26 protein-coding genes and 1 pseudogene are annotated in these 21,736 nt (G+C 66.9%); 17 read left to right on the top strand and 10 right to left on the bottom strand.

Annotation, left to right across the window (positions count from 1 at the left end; translation table 11 throughout):
- Positions 1-154: 154 nt before the first annotated feature.
- Positions 155-1,507 (top strand): Na+/H+ antiporter NhaA, encoded by a 1,353-nt coding sequence (gene nhaA / locus KTR40_RS14795; protein WP_228404217.1) that lies wholly within the window; start codon positions 155-157, stop codon positions 1,505-1,507.
- A gap of 8 nt (positions 1,508-1,515) precedes the next feature.
- Here the strand turns inward: nhaA and KTR40_RS14790 are convergent, their stop codons facing one another.
- Both KTR40_RS14790 and KTR40_RS14785 read right to left on the bottom strand, forming a co-directional pair.
- The gene (locus tag KTR40_RS14790) at positions 1,516-1,779 is read right to left on the bottom strand and encodes a GlsB/YeaQ/YmgE family stress response membrane protein (RefSeq protein ID WP_139030225.1); all 264 of its coding nucleotides are present in this window, start codon (positions 1,777-1,779) and stop codon (positions 1,516-1,518) included.
- Positions 1,780-1,910: 131 nt separating this feature from the next.
- Positions 1,911-2,135 (bottom strand): hypothetical protein, encoded by a 225-nt coding sequence (locus tag KTR40_RS14785; RefSeq protein ID WP_139030224.1) that lies wholly within the window; start codon positions 2,133-2,135, stop codon positions 1,911-1,913.
- 424 nt (positions 2,136-2,559) lie between these two features.
- Here KTR40_RS14785 and KTR40_RS14780 point away from each other — a divergent pair, with 424 nt between their 5' ends.
- Both KTR40_RS14780 and KTR40_RS14775 read left to right on the top strand, forming a co-directional pair.
- Positions 2,560-3,090, top strand: a complete 531-nt coding sequence (locus KTR40_RS14780) for a DUF2243 domain-containing protein (RefSeq protein ID WP_228404216.1) — start codon at positions 2,560-2,562, stop codon at positions 3,088-3,090.
- Positions 3,091-3,424: 334 nt separating this feature from the next.
- Positions 3,425-4,240, top strand: a complete 816-nt coding sequence (locus KTR40_RS14775; RefSeq protein WP_228404215.1) for a carbon-nitrogen hydrolase family protein — start codon at positions 3,425-3,427, stop codon at positions 4,238-4,240.
- A gap of 40 nt (positions 4,241-4,280) precedes the next feature.
- On the opposite strand, the gene KTR40_RS14770 is transcribed toward KTR40_RS14775, so the two are convergent.
- Genes KTR40_RS14770 through KTR40_RS14755 form a run of 4 tightly spaced genes read right to left on the bottom strand, consistent with a single transcriptional unit; the run spans position 4,281 to position 5,861 of the window.
- On the bottom strand, positions 4,281-4,595 hold the full coding sequence (locus KTR40_RS14770; RefSeq protein WP_139030222.1) for a hypothetical protein: 315 nt from the start codon (positions 4,593-4,595) through the stop codon (positions 4,281-4,283).
- A gap of 8 nt (positions 4,596-4,603) precedes the next feature.
- Positions 4,604-5,320, bottom strand: coding sequence for a GAF and ANTAR domain-containing protein (locus KTR40_RS14765; protein ID WP_139030221.1), 717 nt, complete (start codon positions 5,318-5,320; stop codon positions 4,604-4,606).
- Positions 5,317-5,604 (bottom strand): hypothetical protein, encoded by a 288-nt coding sequence (locus KTR40_RS14760; protein ID WP_228404214.1) that lies wholly within the window; start codon positions 5,602-5,604, stop codon positions 5,317-5,319. Before KTR40_RS14760 ends, KTR40_RS14765 begins: the two co-directional genes overlap by 4 nt.
- Positions 5,604-5,861, bottom strand: coding sequence for a hypothetical protein (locus KTR40_RS14755; RefSeq protein WP_139030219.1), 258 nt, complete (start codon positions 5,859-5,861; stop codon positions 5,604-5,606). Before KTR40_RS14755 ends, KTR40_RS14760 begins: the two co-directional genes overlap by 1 nt.
- 422 nt (positions 5,862-6,283) lie before the next feature.
- Between KTR40_RS14755 and KTR40_RS14750 the strand changes: the two genes are divergently transcribed.
- The 4 genes from KTR40_RS14750 to KTR40_RS14740 all read left to right on the top strand — a co-directional run bounded on the left by KTR40_RS14750 (position 6,284) and on the right by KTR40_RS14740 (position 8,233).
- Positions 6,284-6,583 (top strand): hypothetical protein, encoded by a 300-nt coding sequence (locus tag KTR40_RS14750; RefSeq protein WP_139030218.1) that lies wholly within the window; start codon positions 6,284-6,286, stop codon positions 6,581-6,583.
- Positions 6,580-6,744: a hypothetical protein gene (locus KTR40_RS14745; protein ID WP_228404213.1), complete on the top strand. Its 165-nt coding sequence runs from the start codon at positions 6,580-6,582 to the stop codon at positions 6,742-6,744. The genes KTR40_RS14750 and KTR40_RS14745 overlap by 4 nt, the downstream gene beginning before the upstream one ends.
- A gap of 143 nt (positions 6,745-6,887) precedes the next feature.
- Positions 6,888-7,022 (top strand): hypothetical protein, encoded by a 135-nt coding sequence (locus KTR40_RS19065; RefSeq protein ID WP_255708095.1) that lies wholly within the window; start codon positions 6,888-6,890, stop codon positions 7,020-7,022.
- Between the two features lie 53 nt (positions 7,023-7,075).
- On the top strand, positions 7,076-8,233 hold the full coding sequence (locus tag KTR40_RS14740) for a glutamate--cysteine ligase (protein WP_139030217.1): 1,158 nt from the start codon (positions 7,076-7,078) through the stop codon (positions 8,231-8,233).
- A 68-nt stretch (positions 8,234-8,301) separates the two neighbouring features.
- On the opposite strand, the gene KTR40_RS14735 is transcribed toward KTR40_RS14740, so the two are convergent.
- Complete coding sequence (locus tag KTR40_RS14735) at positions 8,302-9,051, bottom strand: ABC transporter permease (protein ID WP_228404212.1); 750 nt, start codon at positions 9,049-9,051, stop codon at positions 8,302-8,304.
- Positions 9,052-9,208: 157 nt separating this feature from the next.
- On the opposite strand from KTR40_RS14735, the gene KTR40_RS14730 reads away from it, so the two are divergent.
- The 5 genes from KTR40_RS14730 to KTR40_RS14710 all read left to right on the top strand — a co-directional run bounded on the left by KTR40_RS14730 (position 9,209) and on the right by KTR40_RS14710 (position 13,358).
- Positions 9,209-9,385 carry a CsbD family protein gene (locus KTR40_RS14730; protein WP_139030215.1) on the top strand — a complete coding sequence of 59 codons (177 nt, stop codon included), beginning with the start codon at positions 9,209-9,211 and terminating at the stop codon, positions 9,383-9,385.
- Positions 9,386-9,508: 123 nt separating this feature from the next.
- Positions 9,509-10,804, top strand: a complete 1,296-nt coding sequence (locus tag KTR40_RS14725) for an MFS transporter (RefSeq protein WP_228406156.1) — start codon at positions 9,509-9,511, stop codon at positions 10,802-10,804.
- Positions 10,764-11,141 carry a helix-turn-helix transcriptional regulator gene (locus KTR40_RS14720; protein WP_139030197.1) on the top strand — a complete coding sequence of 126 codons (378 nt, stop codon included), beginning with the start codon at positions 10,764-10,766 and terminating at the stop codon, positions 11,139-11,141. The genes KTR40_RS14725 and KTR40_RS14720 overlap by 41 nt, the downstream gene beginning before the upstream one ends.
- Positions 11,142-11,178: 37 nt before the next feature.
- A complete protein-coding gene (locus tag KTR40_RS14715; RefSeq protein WP_228404211.1) occupies positions 11,179-12,702 on the top strand; it encodes a SulP family inorganic anion transporter in 1,524 nt (507 codons plus the stop codon).
- A 314-nt stretch (positions 12,703-13,016) separates the two neighbouring features.
- Positions 13,017-13,358: a YciI family protein gene (locus KTR40_RS14710; RefSeq protein ID WP_228404210.1), complete on the top strand. Its 342-nt coding sequence runs from the start codon at positions 13,017-13,019 to the stop codon at positions 13,356-13,358.
- 29 nt (positions 13,359-13,387) lie between these two features.
- Here the strand turns inward: KTR40_RS14710 and KTR40_RS14705 are convergent, their stop codons facing one another.
- The gene (locus KTR40_RS14705; RefSeq protein ID WP_171059088.1) at positions 13,388-13,534 is read right to left on the bottom strand and encodes a hypothetical protein; all 147 of its coding nucleotides are present in this window, start codon (positions 13,532-13,534) and stop codon (positions 13,388-13,390) included.
- 483 nt (positions 13,535-14,017) lie between these two features.
- Between KTR40_RS14705 and KTR40_RS14700 the strand changes: the two genes are divergently transcribed.
- On the top strand, positions 14,018-14,392 hold the full coding sequence (locus KTR40_RS14700) for a cupin domain-containing protein (protein ID WP_139030193.1): 375 nt from the start codon (positions 14,018-14,020) through the stop codon (positions 14,390-14,392).
- 160 nt (positions 14,393-14,552) lie between these two features.
- Positions 14,553-15,320 (top strand): annotated as a pseudogene (locus KTR40_RS14695) (alpha/beta fold hydrolase); the annotation flags it as partial.
- Between the two features lie 109 nt (positions 15,321-15,429).
- Here KTR40_RS14695 and KTR40_RS14690 read toward each other — a convergent pair.
- Positions 15,430-16,038, bottom strand: a complete 609-nt coding sequence (locus tag KTR40_RS14690; protein WP_139030191.1) for a flavodoxin family protein — start codon at positions 16,036-16,038, stop codon at positions 15,430-15,432.
- A gap of 275 nt (positions 16,039-16,313) precedes the next feature.
- On the opposite strand from KTR40_RS14690, the gene KTR40_RS19150 reads away from it, so the two are divergent.
- Positions 16,314-16,997 (top strand): hypothetical protein, encoded by a 684-nt coding sequence (locus KTR40_RS19150; protein ID WP_370633143.1) that lies wholly within the window; start codon positions 16,314-16,316, stop codon positions 16,995-16,997.
- Between the two features lie 169 nt (positions 16,998-17,166).
- Positions 17,167-17,949: a YsnF/AvaK domain-containing protein gene (locus KTR40_RS14680; RefSeq protein ID WP_228404209.1), complete on the top strand. Its 783-nt coding sequence runs from the start codon at positions 17,167-17,169 to the stop codon at positions 17,947-17,949.
- A 102-nt stretch (positions 17,950-18,051) separates the two neighbouring features.
- Here KTR40_RS14680 and aceB read toward each other — a convergent pair whose 3' ends face one another.
- Positions 18,052-19,668, bottom strand: a complete 1,617-nt coding sequence (gene aceB, locus KTR40_RS14675; RefSeq protein ID WP_228404208.1) for a malate synthase A — start codon at positions 19,666-19,668, stop codon at positions 18,052-18,054.
- A 227-nt stretch (positions 19,669-19,895) separates the two neighbouring features.
- Here aceB and KTR40_RS14670 point away from each other — a divergent pair, with 227 nt between their 5' ends.
- Positions 19,896-21,653 carry an L-lactate permease gene (locus KTR40_RS14670; protein WP_139030188.1) on the top strand — a complete coding sequence of 586 codons (1,758 nt, stop codon included), beginning with the start codon at positions 19,896-19,898 and terminating at the stop codon, positions 21,651-21,653.
- Positions 21,654-21,736: the final 83 nt, after the last annotated feature.

Here is a 21,736-nt window from a genome sequence, read left to right as displayed (position 1 = left end):
CCCAGATGAGGGACAGCAGTGATTCGGCGCTGCTGCTGTTCCGGATGGGACAAAAGTGAAATGGAGCACAAAGCGGTCCCTGTAGGATGGACAAAGGTGCGCCGGGAAGTCTGGTCGGCATGATTTTGTCGAACCCAGATCCCGGGAGCCCCCTATGAACCATCCCTCGCCCGCCCAGCCCCCAGCCCCGCCGCGGAAGCCCGCCGTTTTTGCCCGCGGCAGCTACGCGGAGGCACTCCGGATCGGCGAGATTCTCCGCAAGGAAACGGTTGGCGGGGCCCTGCTGGTGTCCGCTGCGCTCATCGCCCTCCTCTGGGCCAACTCGCCGGCGTCGGACAGCTACTTTGCCCTCCGCGACTTCAAGGTTGGCTACGAGCCCTGGCACCTTGACCTCAGCCTTGGCGCGTGGGCCGCCGACGGACTGCTGGCCATCTTCTTCTTCCTGGTGGGCCTGGAGCTCAAACGCGAGTTCGTGGCCGGGGACCTGCGCCAGATCAGCAAGTCGATAGTTCCTGTGGCCGCAGCCGTGGGCGGCGTGCTGGTCCCGGCAGTGATCTATGCGGCAATCAATTTCACCAGCCCTGAAACCCTGCGCGGCTGGGCCATCCCCACTGCCACGGACATCGCGTTCGCCGTGGCGGTGCTGGCCATCATCGGATCACACCTGCCCAGCGCACTGCGCATCTTCCTGCTCACCCTGGCCGTGGTGGACGACCTCATCGCCATCAGCATCATCGCGTTCTTCTACACCAGCGACCTGCAGCCCATGCCGCTGCTCCTGGCCCTCATTCCGCTGGCCGTCTACGCGTTCCTGGCCCAGAAGTTCCGCCACTTCTTCGGCCGCAAGGTCTTTGCGTCCTGGGTCATCCTGCTGCCGCTGGGTGTGGCCACCTGGGCGCTGGTGCACGCTTCAGGCATCCACGCCACCGTTGCCGGGGTGCTGCTGGGCTTCGCCATCCCCGTCGTTCGGTCCCAGGCCGGCGGCGGCCCGGAGGCAGGGCCCGGCCTGGCGGAAATCTTCGAGCACCGGTTCCGGCCCATTTCCGCCGGCATCGCGGTTCCCATCTTCGCGTTCTTCTCCGCCGGCGTGGCCGTGGGCGGACTGGAAGGACTGGGCTCGGCGCTCGCGGATCCGGTGGCGCTGGGCATCATCGTGGCGCTGGTGCTGGGCAAACCGGTCGGCATCCTGGGCACCACGTGGGTCCTGACCAAGGCCACCAGGGCACGGCTGGATGAGTCCTTTAAGTGGATCGATATTTTTGGGGTGGCGCTCCTGGCCGGCATCGGCTTCACGGTGTCCCTGCTGGTGGCCGAGCTGAGCTTCGGGCAGGGCAGCCTGCACGACGACCATGCCAAGGTGGGCATCCTGGCCGCGTCCCTGCTCGCCGCGCTGCTGGCGACGGCGGTGCTGAAGACCCGGAACCGGCAGTACCGGGCCGCCGAAGAGCTTGAGAGGGTGGACGCTGACCAGGACGGCATCCCGGACGTGTACCAGGGCAGGGCCTAGAGCCAGGCTTAGCGGCGGACTGAACTCCGCCGGCCGGCCACTGCTTCGGCCGTACCCACGAGGAGCACCGAGGCGATGACGGCCACGATGAAGCCCAGGAAGTTCAGCTCGAAGATGTCCCCGGTGCCCAGGAGCGAAGCCACCACCCCGCCGATGACCGAGCCGGCAAGGCCCAGCAGGAGGGTGGCCAGCAGGCCCAGGTTCTGCTTGCCCGGCTTGATGAGGCGGGCAAGCGCGCCGATGATGAGGCCGGCGACGATGAATCCGATCACGGTGTGCTCCTTCGTGGTGGTTGCGGGCGGGTGGCGCCCGGAGTGCCGCAGCGGTGCCGCAATGGGTCCATTCTATGCACGCGCCGGTGCCGCCCCCTTTGCCCGGGACGGCACCAGCCGCTCCGCGAAAATCAGGCCGGTGCCAGCGGCTTGGCCTGCTCCTCCACGTGCCGGATCTCCAGCGCCTCCGGGTCCAGCAGCTTCCGCGCGCCCGTCCTCGCGTCCAAAATCCAGAAGAGTTCCAGGGCGGGTACGACGTCGGTCACCCGCCCCCGGTGGAATAGCTTGCCGTTGTGCCACGCCTCGATCTGGTCGCCGATGCGGAGCTGGGCTGTCAGTACTTTTTGTGCCTCCATGATGCGCCTCCTGCTGTTGTGTCCCCGTACGCACAGCTTGCCGTGGCGAGGTTGCTGAATTGTTTCAATCGGGTGTTTTTCCTGTGACCTTCAGCTCCGGCGAACAGGGCCTCTGCCGCACGGGCGACGCGCATCTTTGCCTGCGACGCACATCTTTGCCTGCGACGCACAAAATCGGCGGCGCCCCCCATATATGGGCCGCGTCAGGGAACGTGCGCGTCACCAGTGGATAACCTTGTCGAAAACCGGGGCGAGGAACGTCCGACGGCGGGCGGACGGCAAGCACCGCCTGCCCTACGTTTCACCTTGTGCCGGCGTTGGGCACGGGCGTCCCTTTACATCACCTGTGGCGGCTCGCTGCGCTTAGAGCGGACGACGGCGGGTAGGGACAAGCTGAAGGTCGCACCGGCGGAGGGGGCTCGAAATGTCACGGGAACGCAGTAGGCCGGCGCCTGCCGGGGCAGTTGGCAGCGCGGCTGGGACGGCGGCGCGGGCGCCCGCCTTCCTGTTCGGGATGGGGGTGGGCGGTTTCGTGGACGGGATTGTCCTGCACCAGCTGCTGCAATGGCACCACATGCTCAGCCACACCGAAAGCGGCAGCACCAGGACAGTGCCCGGACTCGAACTCAACACCCTGGCGGACGGATTGTTCCACAGTGCCATGTGGGTGCTGGTGGTGGCGTCGGCCGCGTTGGTGGTGCGGGCACGGCGGCAGGGCCGGCTGTCCCCTGACTGGGAGTTCCACGGGGGCCTGGCCCTTGCGGGATGGGGCGGCTTCAATATCGTCGAAGGCCTGGTCAACCACCAGCTGCTGCAGATCCACCACGTCAGGGACGATCTTGGCGGGCCGCTGGCATGGGACCTCGGCTTCCTGGCCGTCAGCGTAGCCCTGGTGGTGGGCGGCTGGCTGTTGTACCGGGGCAGCCAAACGTCCGGTCAAAAGGTGTTTGAGTAGCGCAGGATGGCAGGCATGCTGAATAAATCAGCTGCGGCGCGGCATCGGCGGAAATCAGCCCTGTTGAACTCATCGGCACCACCATCGCCCAGCTCCTGGACGCCTCCCCGCGCTACCAGTCAACCAAGGCAACCGTCCGGCGTCGTAGCCTAAGAATTTTTCGCGTGTACCCACGGCGGATCCTTCCCGAACGCTCCAGAGGCCCCTGCACGAGCCCGTGCCTACGGCCAGGGGCGGGAGGCTTGTCTGGCAACCCTTGCACGGGCAGGATGCTGGTGGGAAGGGGTTGGGCGGCATCCGGGAAAACGTGGCCGGCCGCTTGGGAAGGAGCAGCATGATGCGCGTGGCGGCAGGCCAGTTCAGTGCAGGCACCAACGCCGGTGAAAATACGACGGCGGTGGGCCGGCTGGTGGAGGCGGCGGCGGGTGCGGGAGCGGACCTGGTCCTTCTTCCTGAGTCCAGCCTCTACGGCAGCAATGAGGGGTCCAGGGCAATTGCGGCCGTGGCGCAGGACCTGGACGGCCCCTTCGTCGCCGCCGTCGCCGCCCTCGCCAGGCGGCACGGAATCGCCGTGGTGGTGGGGACCTATGAGAGGAACCCGGACGGGCTGCCGCACAATACCCTGGTGGCCTTGGACAGCCGCGGCGTCATGCTGGGCTGCTACCGGAAGGTCCATCTCTACGATGCCTTCGGCTACCGGGAAAGTGAGGGAATTGCCCTCGGCAGGCCGGGGGAACCGCTGGTGTTCAGCCTGGGCGGCTTCGGGTTCGGCGCGTTCACCTGCTACGACCTCCGGTTCCCGGAGAGTGCCCGGGCGGCGGTGGACGCCGGAGCGGACGTGCTCCTGGTTCCCGCCATGTGGATAAGGGGTCCGGGCAAGGAGGACCACTGGAGCACCCTGCTCAAGGCAAGGGCCATCGAGAACACGGCCTACGTCCTGGCAGCCAACCAGACCGGGCCGCTGGCCACGGGATACTCCATGGCGGTGGACCCGGCGGGCGTGGTGGTGGCCAACGCCGGGGAAGAAGCGGGACTCATCGTTGCGGACCTCAGCCTGGACCGGCTCAAGCGTGTGCGCAGGCAGGTGCCGGTGCTGGACAACCGCCGCTTCGCCGTCGTCCCCTGCCCGGTGCCGCGTCCCCACCCCTGACCCGCCCACCGCCCGAGGTGGGCGGGTCAGGGGTGGGCAGTCAGTCGCTCCCGGACCGCTCGCCCTGCGTGGAGCCGTTCAGCTGGTCCGCGTAGGGTGCCAGCAGCGGCGGAGCGCCACGGATGAGCCGTTCCGGTGCCTCGCGGATGAGCTCATTCGCCGCCATGGCCAGCAGATCGCGCTCACTGGGCGGCAGCGAAAGAAGGCCCTCAAGGTATGCCTGGACCTCATACTCGCCGGCAGAACCGCTCATGCCGAAGTACCGGAGCCAAAGCTCGCCCGCGGTGACGTCTGCCGCGGCCAGGGCCTGATTAAGCCGGCTGCGCTGCTCTGGTTCGTGCGGATCGAAGCCCACAGTCCGCCCTAGCCTTCGGCAGGCGGCACCTTGGTGACCAGCTTTTCGCTGATCTTGACCAAGGGGGCACCGGCCGCCCGCGCGTTGTTGATCATCTGTTGCAAGGCCTGGTCATGGCTGATGCCGTGGCGTTCCATTAGCACCCCGCAGGCGCGGTTGATGGTGTCCCGGCTGGCCAGCGTGGCCTTGAGCTCCTCGGACATCCGAAGCGGCGCCTCGCTGCCTTGGATGTGTGCCAGGAGAGTCGCGGCAGTTCCGGCGAAGAGGGCCAGGGTGCTTCCGGCGTCGTCGTCGTACTGCCCGGGCAGGGCCGAATAGATCTTCAAGGCTCCGATCGCTTCCTTTCCGGCCAGCAGGGGCGCGCTGACCACCGATCGGACGGGCAGCCCGGCAACCGCCGACGTCCAGCGGGGCCACCGCCCCTCCGTGTGGACGTCCTGGATAATGACTACTTCTTCCGCGGCCCACGCCGTGAGGCAAGGGCCCTCACCCAGTTCGTACTGAGCGGTGTCGGCCTGCCGCACCACGGCATCCGTGGAGCCGCTGCTCACCAGGCCGCCGGCCGGGTCCAGGAGCGAGGCTCCCGTTCCTGTGGCGCCAGGCATGGCCTGCTTGATCGCCTGGGCCAGCAGGCTGACGGCCCTGTCCGCTTTTTCCTGGCTCAGCAGCAACCCGCGGATGCGCGCCACAGCCACAGTCAGGTCGTCCAGGGGCAGGCTGCTCACTCCGCCGTCTCCTGGTTTGGGTCCGGGTTCCCGGCGTGGCTGTGGTCCGGAATCTCCATCTGGAAACCGCAACAGCAACGGAGCACCCGGGTGGCGAGATAGACCGCCAAGGGGTCCGGCCGGTCCTTTTCCTCGTATGTACTGGAGATGCGGCGCACTTCCGCTCCGGCGCGCGTCATCGGCTGCCCGCAATGGATGTAGTTGCCGCCGAAAGCCAGGACGTCCGAAGGGTTGTCCGGCCAAGGGGCGGACTCTGCGCCCACATCATCCCAATAGAGCGACATCAGGCGACAGCCGGATAGCTGTAGAGGATGTAGTCAGCCGCGGCCGGCCCCGTCATCCGGAGCCTGCTGTCCCCCAGGTCGACGCCGCAGCGGTGCATTCCGGCGCGGAATGCCTGGTCTGATCTGGGCTGCAGCCCGTGGAGTTCGGCCCAGCTGACGTACAGGCCGTAGAGGCAGTCGGGCCCCAGGCCGCCGTCGTTGGACGGATCGAAAACAGTGGCTTGGTGGAGGAACTGCTGGAAGTGCGAGGTTGCCATGGTTGGCCCCGTTCCGCTTCTGCATCATGTGCCGCCGGTTTACTCCAGCGGCTGCTCCTGGGGCCTGTGCAGGGGGCCTGGAGGGGAAGGGAAATGATTCCCGTCACACTCCTGAGATTACGCGTCACACAAAAGGAAGTACAGCCAGAGCAGCCGGCGTGGCCGCAGCCAGCACACGCCTGCGTACGCCCGACTATCGCCCACAGGGTCCGGGCAGTCGCCCGCACACGGCCCGCATATGGCCCGCATAGCGTCCCAGCGCCAGACATCATGGCAGGCACCTCTTCCCGGGCATTGGTAAGTGTGCTTATCATGTTCTTCACTCGGCGGTATGCAGAGCCCGTCCACGCCAGTTCCGGTTGGGACTGCCGCGTCCACGCACGTGCCGCAGCAACCCGCCGAATACAACGGAGGACAACGCCATGAATGATCCCCTGATTGAGGCTTTGCAGGAGCACGAGCCGCTGGCCGACCCCCTGGAGGAGGTCCACCTCCGGCTGGCCGTAGCTGCCTCGGACATCGCCCAGCTGCGGGCGGAAATCGCCCGGCTGGACCGGAGCCTGGATGACTCGCGCAGGCTGAACCAGAGGGCCGCGGAGCTGCTGGACCTGGTTTACGACCGCCTGGCACAAGGCTGGGGCACGTCGGGCGGGCCATCCACATCCGGGCGGACGGGCTCGCCGGACCGCTCCGGCTCCGCGCAGGGGGCTCCGCAGTCATGACCGATGCACCCCAAAACACCGTGGCACTCCTGCACAAGGAACCGCCCCTGCCGGACCACGGCCACCTCCCGGCGGGCACGCTTCCCACCCGGATTTACGGCCTTGCCAAGGGGGAGATGCCGCAGCTGGTCAGCTGCTGCGATCCTGCCCGGCCGCGCTGACCGGTCCGGCGGCGGGAGAGGGGCAGGGGAGCGGGCATGGACGGCCGTGGCAGCGCCCGGGATCACGACGGCGGCGCGCGGCTTCACGCCTTTGTCCGCTCGCGGCCGGGCTGCCGGAGGGGCAGCTGGCCGAGTGGGTGCGCGTGCCCGGCGTGCTGGGGGTGCCGGAGCACGCGCAGGACCTGCTCCGCTCGGCCAACTGGCTGGCGGACGCCGTCCGCAGCGTGGGCCTCCCGGTGGTGGACGTGCAGTCCACTGCTTGCCGCCTTCCGGGATGAACTGGCGCGGATGGAACGGAGTGGGCGGGTTAGGGGATCAAAGGACGACGGCGATGGGCAGCTTGGGCAGTGACGGCAACGGAGTAGGCGGCAGCGGCAGTGCACGGACGACCCGGACCTTCGGGATCGAGGAGGAACTGCTCCTGGTGGACCCCGCGATAGGGGAGGCGGTGCCCATGGCGGCTGCCCTCCTTGACCTGTACGTCCGGCCGCTGGATTCGAGCGCCGGTCCCGTACTGACGGCCGAGTTCCAGCAGGAAATGATCGAGGTGGTCACGCCGCCGCACTCCACCATGGCTGCGCTCCAAGCGGACATCATTGCGGGCAGGGCCATCGCCCGCCAGGCCGCCGAGGACGTGGGGGTCAGGGTGGCCGCCCTGGCAACGTCCCCGTTGCCCTGCGACCCGCATCCGGTGCAGCTGCGGCGGTTCGCGGCCATGGCCGAGGAGTACGGCCTCACCGCCAGGGAACAGCTCACGTGCGGCTGCCACATGCACGTGTCGGTTGACTCGGCGGAGGAGGGGGTGGCGGTGCTGGACCGGATCCGGACCTGGCTCCCGGTGCTGATCGCGCTCAGCGCAAACTCCCCGTTCTGGCACGGCGAGGACAGCGGCTACGCCAGCTACCGCTCGCAGGTCTGGAACCGCTGGCCGTCCGCCGGGCCCCTGGAAATTCTGGGTTCGCCGGATGCCTACCACCAGCTGGTGCATGACATGGTGAGCACCGGCGTGGCGCTGGACGAGGGGATGATTTATTTCGACGCCCGGTTGTCCCGGCACTATCCCACGGTGGAAATCCGGATCGCGGACGTGTGCCTCCGGCCGCAGCACACCGTACTGCTCGCCGGGATAGCCCGCGGGCTCGTGGAAACGGCCGCCAGGGAATGGCGCGAGGGCGTCCCGCCCGTCGCAGTACCCACCGGGCTGCTGCGGCTGGCCGGCTGGAAAGCGAGCCGGTGGGGGCTGCGTGCGGAACTCCTGGATCCGGTGACCAGCCGCCCCGCCCCGGCGCTCGCCGTCGTCAATTCCCTCCTGAACCACATCCGTGAGGCGCTGGAGGACATTGGCGACCTGGACCATGTGGAGGAACTGGTGGACGAGGTGCTGCGCACCGGGACGGGAGCTGTACGGCAGCTCGAGGTGCTGCACCGGACGGGAGACCTGGAGGAGGTGGTGGCCGACGCCGTCAACTGCACGGTCCGCGTCCCCTGAACCCCTCCCCGCCAGCCCAACTAGGTAGCGCTAAGTGTCGTTTTGACCGCCCAAAACGACACTTAGCGCTACCTAGTTGGGTCCGGGCGGACCTTGACTGCGCCGAGGGAATGGACGAGCGCGACGGCGGTGATGGCGCCCGCCGCCATGATGGACGCCAGCACCACCACCTGGAACCGGCCGGCCTCCAGCGGTGACGCGCCGCCGAAAATGGCGCCCACGAACGCGCCGGGCAGCGTCACCAGGCCTGTGGTCTTGGTCTGGTCGGTCGAGGGGATCAGGGCTGAATGCACGGACACGCGGGCCTGGAACAGCGTGGCGCGCCTGGGTGCCGCGCCCAGGGCCAGCCAGCCTTCCACCTGGTCCCACTGCTCGTGGACGGTTTCGAAAAACCGGCGCCCGGCCAGGACAGCGATTGTCATGCAGTTGCCGATCACGATCCCGCCCACGGCAAGCACGTACCGCGGTGCGAGCTCCACGGCCCCGGTGCCGAACACCACCACCAGGGTCACGGTGATCCCCGCGGCCATGGTGGCCGCCACCGCCCCGAAGCGCCGCCAGGACCAGGACAGCCGGCGCGCTGCCGTCACCGCGGCCACCGTGAACATGACCAGCAGCGCGGCCCCCACCCACAGCGGGTCCGTGATGATGCCGCCCAGCACCAGGCTGATGAGGGCCAGTTGCGCGGCGCCGCGCAGGATGGCCAAGGCAGGGGCAAGGAACGACGGCGAGCGGGCGCCCCAGAGCACTGCCGTGGCCAGGGCCATCAGGATGGCAACAGCCCACAGCGTGGGGACCAGTGCGGCGAGGGATGGCACAGGTCCAGCCTATCGACGTCGGCACCTGGCGGCCGCTCGGTGACCGGCAGCCAGCGGGTGGCAATCAATAATCAGCACCCTTAGTGATTTGTGGTTACGATGGGAGGGCAAGCCGCTGGCGTTACGCAGGCGGGAGCCGACCGTAGGGAGAAACACCATGGGTTTGGATGACAAGATCGAAAACACCGCCGAAAAGCTGGGCGGCAAGGGCAAAGAGGCCGCCGGTGAAGCAACCGGTGACGATCGTTTGAAGGCCGAGGGCCAGACTGACCAGGCTAAGGGCGACCTTAAGCAGGCCGGGGAAAAGGTCAAGGACGCCTTCAAGAAAGACTAGGTGCCTTGTGGCAAGCGGAAGGGTGCGGCTCCAGTGGGGCCGCACCCTTTCCTTGTCCCGCGCCTGGAGGGTCTACTCTTGAGTGCATAGTCATGCACATATGCACTCAAGGAGGTGGACCCATTGTGGTCGGTGCTGCGGAACGCCACCTACCGGCGGCTGTTTGCCGCGCAGATTGTTGCGCTGATCGGCACGGGCCTGCTGACAGTGGCGCTCGGACTGCTGGCCTACGACCTTGCCGGCAGCAACGCCGGGGCCGTCTTGGGGACAGCGCTGACGGTCAAGATGCTCGCCTACGTGGGGCTGGCGCCGGTGATTACTGCGCTGGTGGCCCGGTGGCCCAGGAAACGGGTCCTCATCGGGGCCGACATGCTCCGCGCGGTGATGGCGCTGTCCCTGCCGTTCATCAGCGAGACATGGCAGATCTATGCGGTCATCTTCCTGCTCCAGTCCGCCTCCGCCACCTTCACCCCAGCCTTCCAGTCGCTGATCCCCGCCGTCCTTCCGGATGAGCGGGAGTACACCCGGGCTCTGTCCCTGTCCCGGCTTGCGTATGACATGGAGGCCCTGGCCAGCCCGGCTATAGCCGCGCTGCTGCTGACTGTGGTGGGCTACAACAACCTGTTCCTCGGGACGGTTGCCGGCTTCCTGTCCTCCGCAGCCATGGTGGCCATCAGTACCCTGCCCAAAAACGCGTCCGCCCCAGTGCCGCAGGCCTCGCTGTGGCACCGCACCACCCTGGGCGCCAGGATCTTCTGGCGGAACCGGCGGCTGCGGTCGCTGCTGGCCCTCAACCTGGTGGTTGCCGCCCCGACGGCGATGGTGCTGGTCAACACGGTGGTCTACGTCCGGGATGTCCTGAGGCGCCCGGACACCGACCTGGCCCTGGCGCTGGCCTGCTTCGGCGTGGGGTCCATGATTGTGGCGCTGGCCGCCCCGCAGGTCCTCGACCGGTTCGGGGACAGGGCCGTGATGCTCACCGGGGCTGCTGTCATCCCCTTCATCCTGGCGGGCGCCGCCGCGCTCTCCCTGGACCGCGCCCTGGACCCCGCCCCAAGCGGGTGGTGGCTGCTGCTGGGCCTGTGGCTCCTGCTGGGCGCTGCCAGCGCAACCATCCTCACGCCGTCGTCAAGGCTCCTGCGCGAGGCGTCCACCGAGGACACCCGGCCCTATGTTTTTGCGGCGCAGTTCTCCCTCTCGCACGCCTGCTACATCCTCACCTATCCGCTGGCCGGGTGGGTGGGCGCTGTGGCGGGCCTGGGCTGGGCTGCGCTGGCACTGACAATTGTTGCGATAATAGCCAGTGCAGGAGCGTTCCTGTCCTGGCCGCGGCACGTGGCCGCACCAGCCACGGAAGCCGCAGGGGAGGAACAGCACGGTGAGCAGCCAGCCCTCCAGCGGACCACACCCCGCGCCTGACGCGCCCTCCCTTGTCCACCCGGTAGACCCCGGCCCGGAACTGCTGGAGACGGCGTCCGCCACACTGCGGATGCTCGCCGAGCCAACGCGCCTGCACCTGCTGTGGCAGCTGGCCGAGGGCCCCAAGACCGTCACGGAACTCACGGCAGCGGCGGCGGTGCCGCGGACAGTGGTGAGCCAGCACCTGGCCAAACTCCGGCTGAGCGGGCTGGTGGACACCCGCAAGGACGGCCGCCACGTGATCTACTCGCTCCACGACGGCCACCTGGTGCGGCTCATCCGCGAAACCATCAACCACGCTGACCACCGCATCACGGGCGAACCCGCCCACGGCTGACGCCCGCGCGTCGTCCCTAGCCTGAACGGAGACCGCAATGGCCGCCACAACCGCCGGGGAAACCCGCGCCTGCACCCCAGAGCAGCTCCAGTCCGTCCGGGAGGCCCTGAAGTCCCCGCGGAGGCTCAAGACCGAGGTCCTGGGCGGGCTGGTCGTCGCACTGGCGCTGATCCCGGAGGCCATCGCGTTCTCCATCATTGCCGGCGTCGATCCCCGCCTGGGACTCTTCGCCTCCTTCACCATGGCCGTGACCATCGCGTTTGTGGGCGGCAGGCCCGCCATGATCTCCGCCGCCACGGGCGCGGTGGCCCTGGTGATTGCCCCGCTGGTGAAGTCCCACGGTGCGGACTACCTGATTGCCACGGTCATCCTGGCCGGAATTTTCCAGATCATCCTGGGCCTCTCCGGCGTGGCCAGGCTGCTGCGCTTCATTCCGCGGTCCGTGATGGTGGGCTTCGTCAACGCGCTGGCCATCCTGGTGTTCATGGCCCAGGTTCCGGAGCTGCTCAACGTGCCGTGGCTGGTGTATCCGCTGCTGGCGCTTGCCCTGCTGATCGTGTTCGGCCTGCCCAGGCTCACCAGCGCCGTGCCCGCCCCGCTGGTGGCAATCGTGGTCCTCACCCTGGTCACAGTGTTCGCGTCCATCGCCGTCCCCACGGTGGGGGACAAGGGCGAGTTGCCCGACTCGCTGCCGTCGCTGTTCCTCCCCAACGTTCCGTTCAGCCTCGAAACCCTTCAGGTCACCTTCCCGTTCGCCCTCGCCATGGCGTTCGTGGGGCTCCTCGAATCCCTGATGACCGCCAAACTCGTGGACGACATCACGGACACCCGCTCGGACAAGACCCGGGAGGCCTGGGGCCAGGGCGTGGCCAACCTCGTCACGGGTTTCACCGGTGGGATGGGCGGCTGCGCGATGATCGGCCAGACCATGATCAACGTCAAGGCCTCCGGCGCACGCACCCGGATCTCCACCTTCCTGGCCGGCGCCTTCCTGCTGGTCCTCGTGGTGGTGCTCGGCGGCGTCGTGTCCCTGATCCCCATGGCGGCGCTGGTGGCCGTGATGATCTTCGTCTCGTGGGCCACCTTCGACTGGCACAGCATCCACCCACGCACCCTGAAGATGATGCCCAAGAGCGAAACCCTGGTGATGCTGGCCACCGTCATCGCTACCGTCGGCACGCACAACCTGGCCATCGGCGTGGGCGTCGGGGTGCTCGTGGCCATGGTGCTGTTCGCCCGCCGCGTGGCCCACTTCGTCACCGTGGAACGGACGCTGTCCACCGTCAACCGCCATCAGACCGCCACCTACGTGGTGGACGGCGAGCTGTTCTTTGCCTCCTCCAACGACCTCTACACCCAGTTCGAGTACGCCCTGGACCCGGCCCACGTAGTGATCGACATGCACGCCTCGCACCTCTGGGACGCTTCCACCATCGCCACCCTGGACGCCATCACCGAGAAGTACCGCGCCCACGGCAAGGACGTGAAAATCATCGGCCTCAATGACGCCAGCACCACCATGCGCGAACGGCTGGGCGGGAAGCTCGGCGCGGGGAACTAGGGGCCACGGGAGGACGTGCCTTCCTGCCCAGTTACTCCGGGGGTCAGCCCGCTCAACCCGTTAAAGCCGGGGACACACCGTGGTTCGCGGCGCGCCGCCCGGTTGCCAGGCAAGCAACTGGGCAGGAACGCACGGCTGCGGCCGGCAACCCCGACCGGGCCGTGTACAACCCGGGTAGCCCCCCCTCGATTCCGGCGTCCGGGGGAGCGCGGTTGTGGCACCTTGACTGCATGTCGGGGGCCGGCGCCATAATCGGGCACGAACCATGGTGCGTGAAAAGCCGGATCATGCCGCCGAAGCAAAGGAGCCCGCGAATGGCGAAGTACCTGATCTCGTTCCCCGGTGAGGCCATGCAGGTCCCCGAGGAGGAGTTCGAGGAGGTGGTGAGAACCTCGCATGCCGTCATCGAGGAGGCCAAGGAGGCGGGCGTCTATGTCTTCGGTGGCGGGATCGCCGAGGACGTGGCCCCGGTGATGGTGGCCGGCGACGGCACAGTCACCGAGGGCACCTACCCGGGCCATACGGTACCCAACGGCGGCTACACCATCCTCGAACTGCCCTCGCGGGAGGCGGCGCTGGAGTGGGCTGCGAAGATCGCCGTCGCCTGCCGCTGCGCGCAGGAAGTCCGGCAGTTCCAGTACGACCCCGCGAGCTGACGACGGCGGCGCGTCACCTCAGTGGGTCGTCAGGCGTTGCGTTTCACCCAGCCCCAGACAGCTGTGGCCACGAACAGCACCAGGCCGATGACCGCCAGCCACACCAAGCCTTTGATGACGAAGCCGAGGATGGACAGGACAAGCCAGATGATAAGCAGTGTGATGATGAGTCCCATCCCGGAATCCTAGCCGGAATCACCAGTTGCCGTGGTGGTCCATGGGGTGGGCCTCCGGATTGCCGGGGGCGCTAAGGCCCGGCCATGTGGCCACCCGGCGGTCGACTTTTCCGCAGTGGGTGCAGTGCCGGCGGAAATTACCGTCCTGGTCCGTGTCGGCCAGCCAGTGGTGCCCCAGATTTACCCTGCATAACAGTGCCTTGAGCATGGCGGTCCGTCCTCAGCAGAGGCCCGGACCTGCGGGAAATTCCGCGCCCGGAACCGCCTTCATTCTACGCGCGGGGTTCCCCGGCGGCCATGCGCATTCCTGCGCCCGGGGGACTCCGCCCGCGTGTCTTGACACGGCACATCCGTCGGCGCAGGCTGATAGCGCTGGGTGCCACTGTTGGCGGTGTTGACTCAGCGTGCGTCGGCCAGCCAACGCCCCCGGAGCGGCCTGGACGCCCCGGACGAACAGTCCATTCCCTGTCTGGAGAAAATGAAATGGCCGGAGTAACTGTCAACGCCCTTGAAGCGAAGTCCTTTGACGAACCCGATGAAAAGCGCCGCCCGCCCAAGACGCAGGTGGACGTGGTGAACCTCGGCGGAACCACGTTGGGAAGGTTCACCTTTGAGCCGGGCTGGCGGTGGTCCGAAACCGTCAAGACCGTGGTCCATACGGATACCTGCCAGGTGAACCATGTGGGGATCTGCACCGCCGGGACGCTCACTGTTGAAATGGAAGACGGAACACGGAGCACGGTGAGCCCCGGCCATGCGTACAGCATTCCGGCCGGCCATGACGCCTGGGTGGAGGGTGATGAGGCATTCGTGGGCTACGAAGTCATGAGTGCCGCGGTCTTCGCAAAGCCCGCCTGATCCGGTGGCTACCCGCCCGCTCCGTGGACGGGGTTCCGGGGAAGCGGCCACAACAGGTGCGGGTCCCCGGAAAAAGCCCCGGCGCTGGTTGCGCCGGACCGGCATCGCCGCGCTGGTTTGGCTCGGGCTGGTCCTGGTGTCGACGGCGGTCAACCTGGTCATGGAGCGGGCGGAGAAGTCGAGCGTTCCCGCCTACGGCGAACGGGTCCGCGTGGGCAGCGAAGCCCTGAACGTGTACCGGAGCGGGGGCGGCGGCCAACCGATCATCCTCCTCGGTGGCCTGGGAACGCCGGCCCCTGCCCTCGACTTTGCGCCGCTGATCCGTGCGCTGGACGGCTTCGACGTCATCGTGGTCGAAGGGATTGGCTACGGCTACAGCGATATGGAAGGCAGCGCGCGCACCAACGAGAACATCAGCACCGAGCTGCACGACGTCGTGGCGAAACTGCAGGTGAGGCAGCCGTACGTCCTGGCAGGGCACTCCATTGCCGGGTTCTACATGCTTGACTACGCCAACCGGTTCCGCAGTGAGGTGTCCGCGGTGGTGGGCATCGACGCCACCATACCGAAACCCGGGCACGGTCAGGTTGAGGAGCCCCAGCCCGGCATCAACATCGAGCGGGTGCTCTCCTTTACCGGGCTGGTCCGGTCCGTCACCGCTATAGCCCCGGGCCTGCTGGACCCGGACAGCGACGCCTACACGGAGGACGAGCTGAAGCGCATGCGCCAGATGATGAGCTGGAACTACGGCAATCCCGCCGTTGCCGACGAATCAGCGCGGATTGCCAACAACGCCGCCGCCCTGAAGGGAGTTGGCTATCCCGATGACCTGCCCGTCCTTGCCTTCATCGCCGATGAAAAGACCGATTCCACAGCCACCAAGACATCGTCAACGCAGGACCTGCTGAAGAACGTCAGGCGCCAGCGGATCGTCCCCCTGGAAGGCGGGCACTACCTGCACTGGACCCAGTCCGAGCAGATGGCCGAGGAAATCCGCTGGGCGGCAACGGCTGAGGAGCCCGGCCGGTCCCCAGCCCTTACCCGGCCGGGTACGGGGCCGTGGCGAGGGACCGGGCCAGGTGCGCAGCGTTGCGCGCGGCACCGGCGGTGGTGGCGGCCACCTTCTCGGGGACGCTGTCCAGATCCTTGTAATCCACTGTCTGCATGGCCTCGCCCACCCAGTAAGTGGCGCCCTGGGCGGGAATGGTGAAGCCGACGTCGTTCAGCGCCTGCTGCGTGTCAGCAACGGTCTTGTGGGCGCCATCCTCGTTGCCCACCACCGCCACGACCGCCACCTTCCCGTACATAACGGGCCTGCCGGCGTCGTCCGTTTCCGCGAGGTCCGCGTCCAGGCGCTCGATGACCCGCTGGGTGATGCTGCTGGGATGGCCCATCCAGATGGGGGTGGCCAGGACCAGGATGTCGGCCGCCAGGATCTTCTCGCGGATCCCGGGCCAGGCATCGCCGGCGCCCATGTCCACCTGCACGCCGGGCATCACGTTGTGGTCCACCACCCGCACGGAGGTTCCGCTGACGCCGTGCGCTGCGAGTTCGTCCAGCACGTGGCGTGCCATGAGTTCGCTGCTGGACGGCTCGGGCGAGGGGGTCAGGGAGCAGATCAGGGCAAATGCGGTGAGGTCAGCCATCGGTCTTCCTTGTCATTCGTGGGGGTGTTCCGTCGTGCCACTCTAGGGTTCGTAGCCAGCGGCACGGCGGACTGCCCACCCCAACTAGGTAGCGCTAAGTGTCGTTTTGACGCCCCAAAAAGACACTTAGCGCTACCTAGTTGGGAGGGGAGGCTGGGAGGCAAGCGTTGCGCGATCAATAGCAAGTGTGCTTAGTATCTAAGTAGTAACCATACTTACTATCTCTACATGCTGGGTTTCAGGGACCAGTTGCCTTCCAACGAAAGCGAGCGATGATGACCGAGTACGGGAACGTTGCCGGGCAGGCGGCCGGTGAGGTCCGAAATGTGGCCCAGGCCGCCAAGCTCGAGGCTGGAAACGTGGCGTCCGAGGCGAAGTCCAGTGCGAAGGACCTCTTGCACCAGGCGAAGTCCGGCGTGAGCAGCCAAGCCGGTGCCCAGCAGCAGAAAGCCGCTGACGGCGTCAAGACCATCTCCACCCAGCTGCGCACCATGGCTGATGCGCCGGACCAGCAGGGCGTAGCCAGCGACCTTGTTCGCCAGGCTGCCGACCGCACGGCCGCGGTGGCGTCCTGGATCGAGGGCAAGGATCCGGGATCACTCCTGAATGACGTGCAGTCCTTCGCCCGCCGCAAGCCGGGCACGTTCCTGCTCCTGGCCGCCGGCGCAGGGCTGCTTGCCGGCCGGGTGGCGCGGAGCCTCCAGGCAGGCGCCCCCGGCCCGGAGGCGCAGGAGGGAATCCCGCCCCGCCCGGGACAGGCGCCGGTTGCCGCAAGCCCTGTTGCGCCCTGGGGCGAGGAATCGCTCTATCGGGAGCCCGTGCCTGTCCAGCCCGCCTACGGCGAAACCATTTACGGGGAACCCGCCCGGCCCGCATACCCCGGCACCGAAGGCGGGGTCCCGCTGAGGGATCCCGATGACCCGTACACCGACATGCCGGGAGGAGGACGCCAACTGTGAAAAGACTGTTCTTATTCTTCCTGCCCACCATCATCAGCAAGGTGCAAAAGGCCCGTAAGGCCAAGCAGCTCCGCGCGGCGCAGGCCAGGCCGCCGCGGAACCGCTACGAAAACTGACCCATGAACTGCTTCATCAGCTAACAACCAACGCAGCATTTGAAGGAGAACACATGATCAGCACTGAGAACCTTTCCGCACTGACCACTGCCGGCGGACACGTCCTGGGCTCCGACGGCAGCAAGATCGGATCCGTCGGACAGATCTACGTGGACGACCAGACGTCCGAGCCCACCTGGGTCACGGTCAAGACCGGGCTCTTTGGCACCCACGAGTCCTTCGCACCTTTGGATTCCGCAACCCAGGACGGCAATGACATCGTCATTGCCCACAGCAAGGACAAGGTCAAGGACGCGCCCCGCGTCGCACCGGACGGCCACCTGGAGCCCGCCGAGGAAGAGCGGCTCTACGCCTACTACGGCGTCGGCGGCCGCGCCGGGTTTGCCGGCACCGACCGCCGCGCCGACCGGGACCACGAAACGCGCGGCACCGTCGGCCATGACACCTCAGGCCCCACCACCGATGACGCAATGACCCGCTCGGAAGAGCAGCTCCAGGTGGGCACCCGCGAGGAGGAAACCGGCCGGGCGCGCCTGCGCAAGTACGTGGTCACCGAAAACGTCACCACCACCGTCCCGGTCCAGCGCGAAGAGGTGCGCCTGGAACGCGAACCCATCACCGACGCCAACCGCGGCAACGCCATGAGCGGCCCCGCCATCAGCGAGGAAGAGCACGAGGTCATCCTCCACGAGGAGCGCCCCGTCGTCGAAAAGGAAGCGGTCCCGGTGGAGCGTGTCCGCCTGGACAAGGAAACGGTCACCGATGAGCACACCGTCACCGAAGAGGTCCGCAAGGAGAACATCGACCTCGACGACGACGGCCGCACCCGCCGCTAGGAACTGGCGCTTAGCGGCCTTCGCCAGTGCATAACGCGCGGTCCGCCCTCCAGCCAGGAGGGCGGACCGCGCGTTTTCGTTCCCAGGCGATGGGCAGTTCCCTTACCGCACGGCTACTTCGGATTCGAGCATGTCGTACGCCGGAGTGGTGAGGAAATCGGTGTACTCCTCGGAAAGGCAGATCCCGGAAATTATCCTGGACGCCGGCTCGTAGTACCTGCTGAACAGGTCTTCGCCCACTTCACCGCGGAGCTTCCGGGTTTCCTCGGCCAGCAGGCGCTCCACCAGTTCCCGGGTCACCGTGTTGCCCGTGTCCGCCAGGGTCACTGCGTTCCGGATCTGCTGCCACACCTGTGACCGGGAGATTTCCGCCGTCGCAGCATCTTCCATCAGGTTGTGGATAGCAACCGCCCCGTTGCCGGACAGCCACACGGCGGTGTAGGCGACGGAGACGTAGAGGTTGCCACGAAGGCCGGCCTCGGTGGCTTCTCCGGGCGCGGATTCGATGTCGAGCAGCTGCTCGGCGGTGACGTGGACCTCGGGCCTCGTCCGCTGCACCTGGTTGGGGGCATCCCCAAGGACCGCATCGAACACCTCCATGCAGATGGGCACCAGGTCCGGATGCGCAACCCAGGAGCCGTCGAAGCCGTCATTGGCCTCGCGCGTCTTGTCCGCACGGACCTTCTCAAACGCAGCCTCCGTGACTTCCGGCTGCCGGCGGTTCGGGATCACCGCGGCCATGCCGCCCATGGCGAAGGCGCCGCGCTGGTGGCAGGTTTTGACCAGGAGCTCGGTGTACGCCCGCATGAACGGCACCGTCATGGATACGGCCGCACGGTCAGGAAGCGTGAATTTCGGGCCGGAATCGCGGAAGTACTTGATGATGCTGAACAGGTAATCCCAGCGCCCGGCGTTGAGCCCGGAGGCGTGGTTGCGGAGTTCGTACAGGATCTCGTCCATCTCGAAGGCGGCGGGAATGGTTTCTACGAGCACGGTAGCCCGGATGGTTCCCTGCGGGATGCCGAGGGTGTCCTGGGCAAAGACAAAGATGTCGTTCCACAGGCGGGCCTCCAGGTGGCTTTCCATCTTGGGCAGGTAGTAGTAGGGGCCGTGGCCGTTTTCGAGGAGCTGCTTCGCGTTGTGGAAGAAGTGCAGGCCAAAGTCCACCAGGGCTCCGACGGCGGGCCGCCCGTCGAATTCCAGGTTCCGCTCCTCCATGTGCCAACCGCGGGGACGCATTATGACGACGGCGGTGGGCGCGTCGGTGCGCAGGGCGTAGGTCTTGCCCTCGGGCGAGGTGTAGGCCAGGGTTCCGCGTGCTGCGTCATACAGCGAGAGCTGGCCGTCGACGACGTTGAACCACGTGGGGCAGCTGGCATCTTCAAGGTCTGCCAGCCACACCTTGGCTCCCGAGTTAAGGGCATTGATCGCCATCTTTGCGGGAGAGCAGGGGCCGGTGATTTCAACCCGGCGGTCCTGCAGGGCAGCCGGAGCCGGGGCAACCGTCCAGTCACCCTCGCGCACTGCTGCTGTCTCCGGCAGGAAGTCCAGGGTTCCGGTCCGGCTCGCTTCTGCCCGGCGGACCTGCCGCGATTCCAGGCGGGCGTCACGTTCGGCGGCAAAACGGCTGTGGAGTTCAGCCAGGAACTCCAGGGCTTCCGGCGTCAGGATCTCGGAGGCGCGTTCAAAGGGCGGGTTGGAGATACGGGTCAGGGGCATTGCTGGTCCTTTCAACAAGTTTTCGCATTATGGACAATATGTTCTGTCTGATGAAAAAACAACGTTTGAAAGTAAATCGGTCAGACCGTTGACTAATGGTCTGACCGCTACGTAGTCTCAGATCCATCTGAAGAAATCTCCCTCTCACATCGTGGAATTTTGCTGGCGCTTCACCCCTGTACCGCGTTCCATCACCTCCCCCTGCTCCAAACACAAAGGAGTTTTTTGTGAGCACTTATCAGCAAGTCGTGGACCCCCTCTGGGGTTCGCTGGGCCTCTCGGCCCTGTGTGCGGCGCTGCCGTTGATCCTCTTGTTCGTCCTGTTGGGCGTTTTCCGCGTGAAAGCCGCAAAAGCTGCGTTGACCAGCCTGCTGCTGTCCATCGTCCTGGCAGCCGTCGTGTGGCAGATGCCCCTGGACCAGGTATTCAGTGCCACGGCCGCAGGCGCCTTCTACGGCTTCTTCCCCATCCTCTGGATCCTCATCAACGCCCTCTGGGTCTACAAACTCACCGTCGCCACGCCCTGGTTCGACGCCCTTGGCCGGACCATCCGGTCCATCTCCAATGACCTGCGCATCCTCTCGATCCTGATCGCATTCTGCTTCGGCGCGCTGCTGGAATCCCTGGCCGGATTCGGCGCGCCGGTGGCCATTACTGCCGCCATGCTGATGGCCGCCGGCATGAAGCCCTTCAAGTCAGCCGTTGTGTCATTGCTGGCCAACACGGCACCTGTGGCCTTCGGTGCCATGGCCGCACCCATCATTGCCCTCAACGGCGTCACCGGCCTGCCGCTGCACGACCTGTCCTCGATGGCCGGGCGCCAGACGCCCTTCATTGCCCTCATCGTGCCCCTGCTGCTCGTCTTCATCGTGGACGGCAAGCGCGGTTTGAAGCAGACGTGGCCCGTGGCACTGGTGGCCGGCGCCGTATTCGGCATCTTCCAGTTCATTACCTCGAACTACTTCGCCGTGGAACTGACGGACGTTGTGGCCGCCGTAGCCACCGTGGCCGCGGTGCTGCTGATGCTGCGCGTCTGGCAGCCCCGGGAGATCATCGAAATGTCCGGCCAGGCCAGCGGCCCGGACCAGCCCGGGGAGGAGGAACCGCCGTCGGGCCCGTCCACGGACGGCCGCCGCCCCGCCTCGGGGAGGATTCCGGCGTCTGCCTCCGTTACCGAGGCCGTCTCCGCCGCTGCGACCACCCGGGTCTTGGCACCGGCCGGCAGTTCCGCCCAGCGGCCGGGGCCGCGGGAAATCTGGATGGCCATAGCCCCGTACCTGATCATTATGGCCATTTTCTCCATCGCCCAGATCCCGGTGGTCAAGACCTGGCTCAGCGCGGCCGGAAGCGTGAGCTTCTCCTGGCCCGGCCTGGACGTTGTGGACGCGGACGGCAAGCACGTGGCCGCGCAAAAGTTCAAGTTCGACCACCTCAAGGCCACCGGCACGCTCCTCCTCATCTCCGGGATCATCACCATGGCCCTGTACCGCATCCCGGCCGCAGCAGGCCTGCGCATTTACGGGGAGACACTCAAGCAATTGCGGTGGACCATCGTGACCGTGATGTCCGTCCTGGCCCTGTCCTTCGTCATGAACCTGTCCGGCCAGACCACCTCCCTGGGCCTGGCACTCGCCTCGGCCGGCGGATTCTTCGCCGTCCTCTCCCCGGTGATCGGCTGGCTGGGCGTCGCCCTCACCGGCTCTGACACCTCGTCCAACTCCCTCTTCGGCCAGCTCCAGGTTTCCGCAGCCGAACAGACGGGCCTGCCTCCCGTCCTCATGGCCGCGGCAAACTCGTCCGCCGGTGTGATGGGCAAGATGCTGTCCCTGCAGAACCTCGCCGTGGCAGCCGCCGCCGTGGGCATGGAGGGATCAGAAGGCACGCTCTTCAGGAAGCTCCTGGGCTGGAGCCTTGGGCTCCTGGCCGTCATGATCCTCCTGGTCCTGCTCCAGTCGACGCCGGTGCTTGGCTGGATGGTTCCCTAAACGCCGCGCCGCCCTTACAAATGAAACAGGGCCGGGGGAGTGCTTCAGCCCCCGGCCCCATGCCCCAAGAAACAAAGAGGTTT

It is taken from the genome of Pseudarthrobacter sp. L1SW (assembly GCF_020809045.1).
Taxonomy (GTDB): Bacteria; Actinomycetota; Actinomycetes; order Actinomycetales; family Micrococcaceae; genus Arthrobacter.
This window is presented reverse-complemented; position numbering and strand designations above follow the sequence as displayed.

Excerpts from the sequence above, each read along its gene's own strand:
- KTR40_RS14680 (WP_228404209.1), top strand. The coding sequence starts at position 17,167 with ATGATCAGCACTGAGAACCTTTCCGCACTGACCACTGCCGGCGGACAC.
- aceB (WP_228404208.1), bottom strand. The coding sequence starts at position 19,668 with ATGCCCCTGACCCGTATCTCCAACCCGCCCTTTGAACGCGCCTCCGAG.
- KTR40_RS14740 (WP_139030217.1), top strand. The coding sequence starts at position 7,076 with ATGGGCAGCTTGGGCAGTGACGGCAACGGAGTAGGCGGCAGCGGCAGT.
- nhaA (WP_228404217.1), top strand. The coding sequence starts at position 155 with ATGAACCATCCCTCGCCCGCCCAGCCCCCAGCCCCGCCGCGGAAGCCC.
- KTR40_RS14705 (WP_171059088.1), bottom strand. The coding sequence starts at position 13,534 with ATGGGACTCATCATCACACTGCTTATCATCTGGCTTGTCCTGTCCATC.
- KTR40_RS14710 (WP_228404210.1), top strand. The coding sequence starts at position 13,017 with ATGGCGAAGTACCTGATCTCGTTCCCCGGTGAGGCCATGCAGGTCCCC.
- KTR40_RS14785 (WP_139030224.1), bottom strand. The coding sequence starts at position 2,135 with ATGGAGGCACAAAAAGTACTGACAGCCCAGCTCCGCATCGGCGACCAG.
- KTR40_RS14730 (WP_139030215.1), top strand. The coding sequence starts at position 9,209 with ATGGGTTTGGATGACAAGATCGAAAACACCGCCGAAAAGCTGGGCGGC.
- KTR40_RS19150 (WP_370633143.1), top strand. The coding sequence starts at position 16,314 with ATGACCGAGTACGGGAACGTTGCCGGGCAGGCGGCCGGTGAGGTCCGA.
- KTR40_RS14690 (WP_139030191.1), bottom strand. The coding sequence starts at position 16,038 with ATGGCTGACCTCACCGCATTTGCCCTGATCTGCTCCCTGACCCCCTCG.
- KTR40_RS14700 (WP_139030193.1), top strand. The coding sequence starts at position 14,018 with ATGGCCGGAGTAACTGTCAACGCCCTTGAAGCGAAGTCCTTTGACGAA.
- KTR40_RS14715 (WP_228404211.1), top strand. The coding sequence starts at position 11,179 with ATGGCCGCCACAACCGCCGGGGAAACCCGCGCCTGCACCCCAGAGCAG.
- KTR40_RS14780 (WP_228404216.1), top strand. The coding sequence starts at position 2,560 with ATGTCACGGGAACGCAGTAGGCCGGCGCCTGCCGGGGCAGTTGGCAGC.
- KTR40_RS14760 (WP_228404214.1), bottom strand. The coding sequence starts at position 5,604 with ATGTCGCTCTATTGGGATGATGTGGGCGCAGAGTCCGCCCCTTGGCCG.
- KTR40_RS14755 (WP_139030219.1), bottom strand. The coding sequence starts at position 5,861 with ATGGCAACCTCGCACTTCCAGCAGTTCCTCCACCAAGCCACTGTTTTC.
- KTR40_RS14775 (WP_228404215.1), top strand. The coding sequence starts at position 3,425 with ATGATGCGCGTGGCGGCAGGCCAGTTCAGTGCAGGCACCAACGCCGGT.
- KTR40_RS14745 (WP_228404213.1), top strand. The coding sequence starts at position 6,580 with ATGACCGATGCACCCCAAAACACCGTGGCACTCCTGCACAAGGAACCG.
- KTR40_RS14750 (WP_139030218.1), top strand. The coding sequence starts at position 6,284 with ATGAATGATCCCCTGATTGAGGCTTTGCAGGAGCACGAGCCGCTGGCC.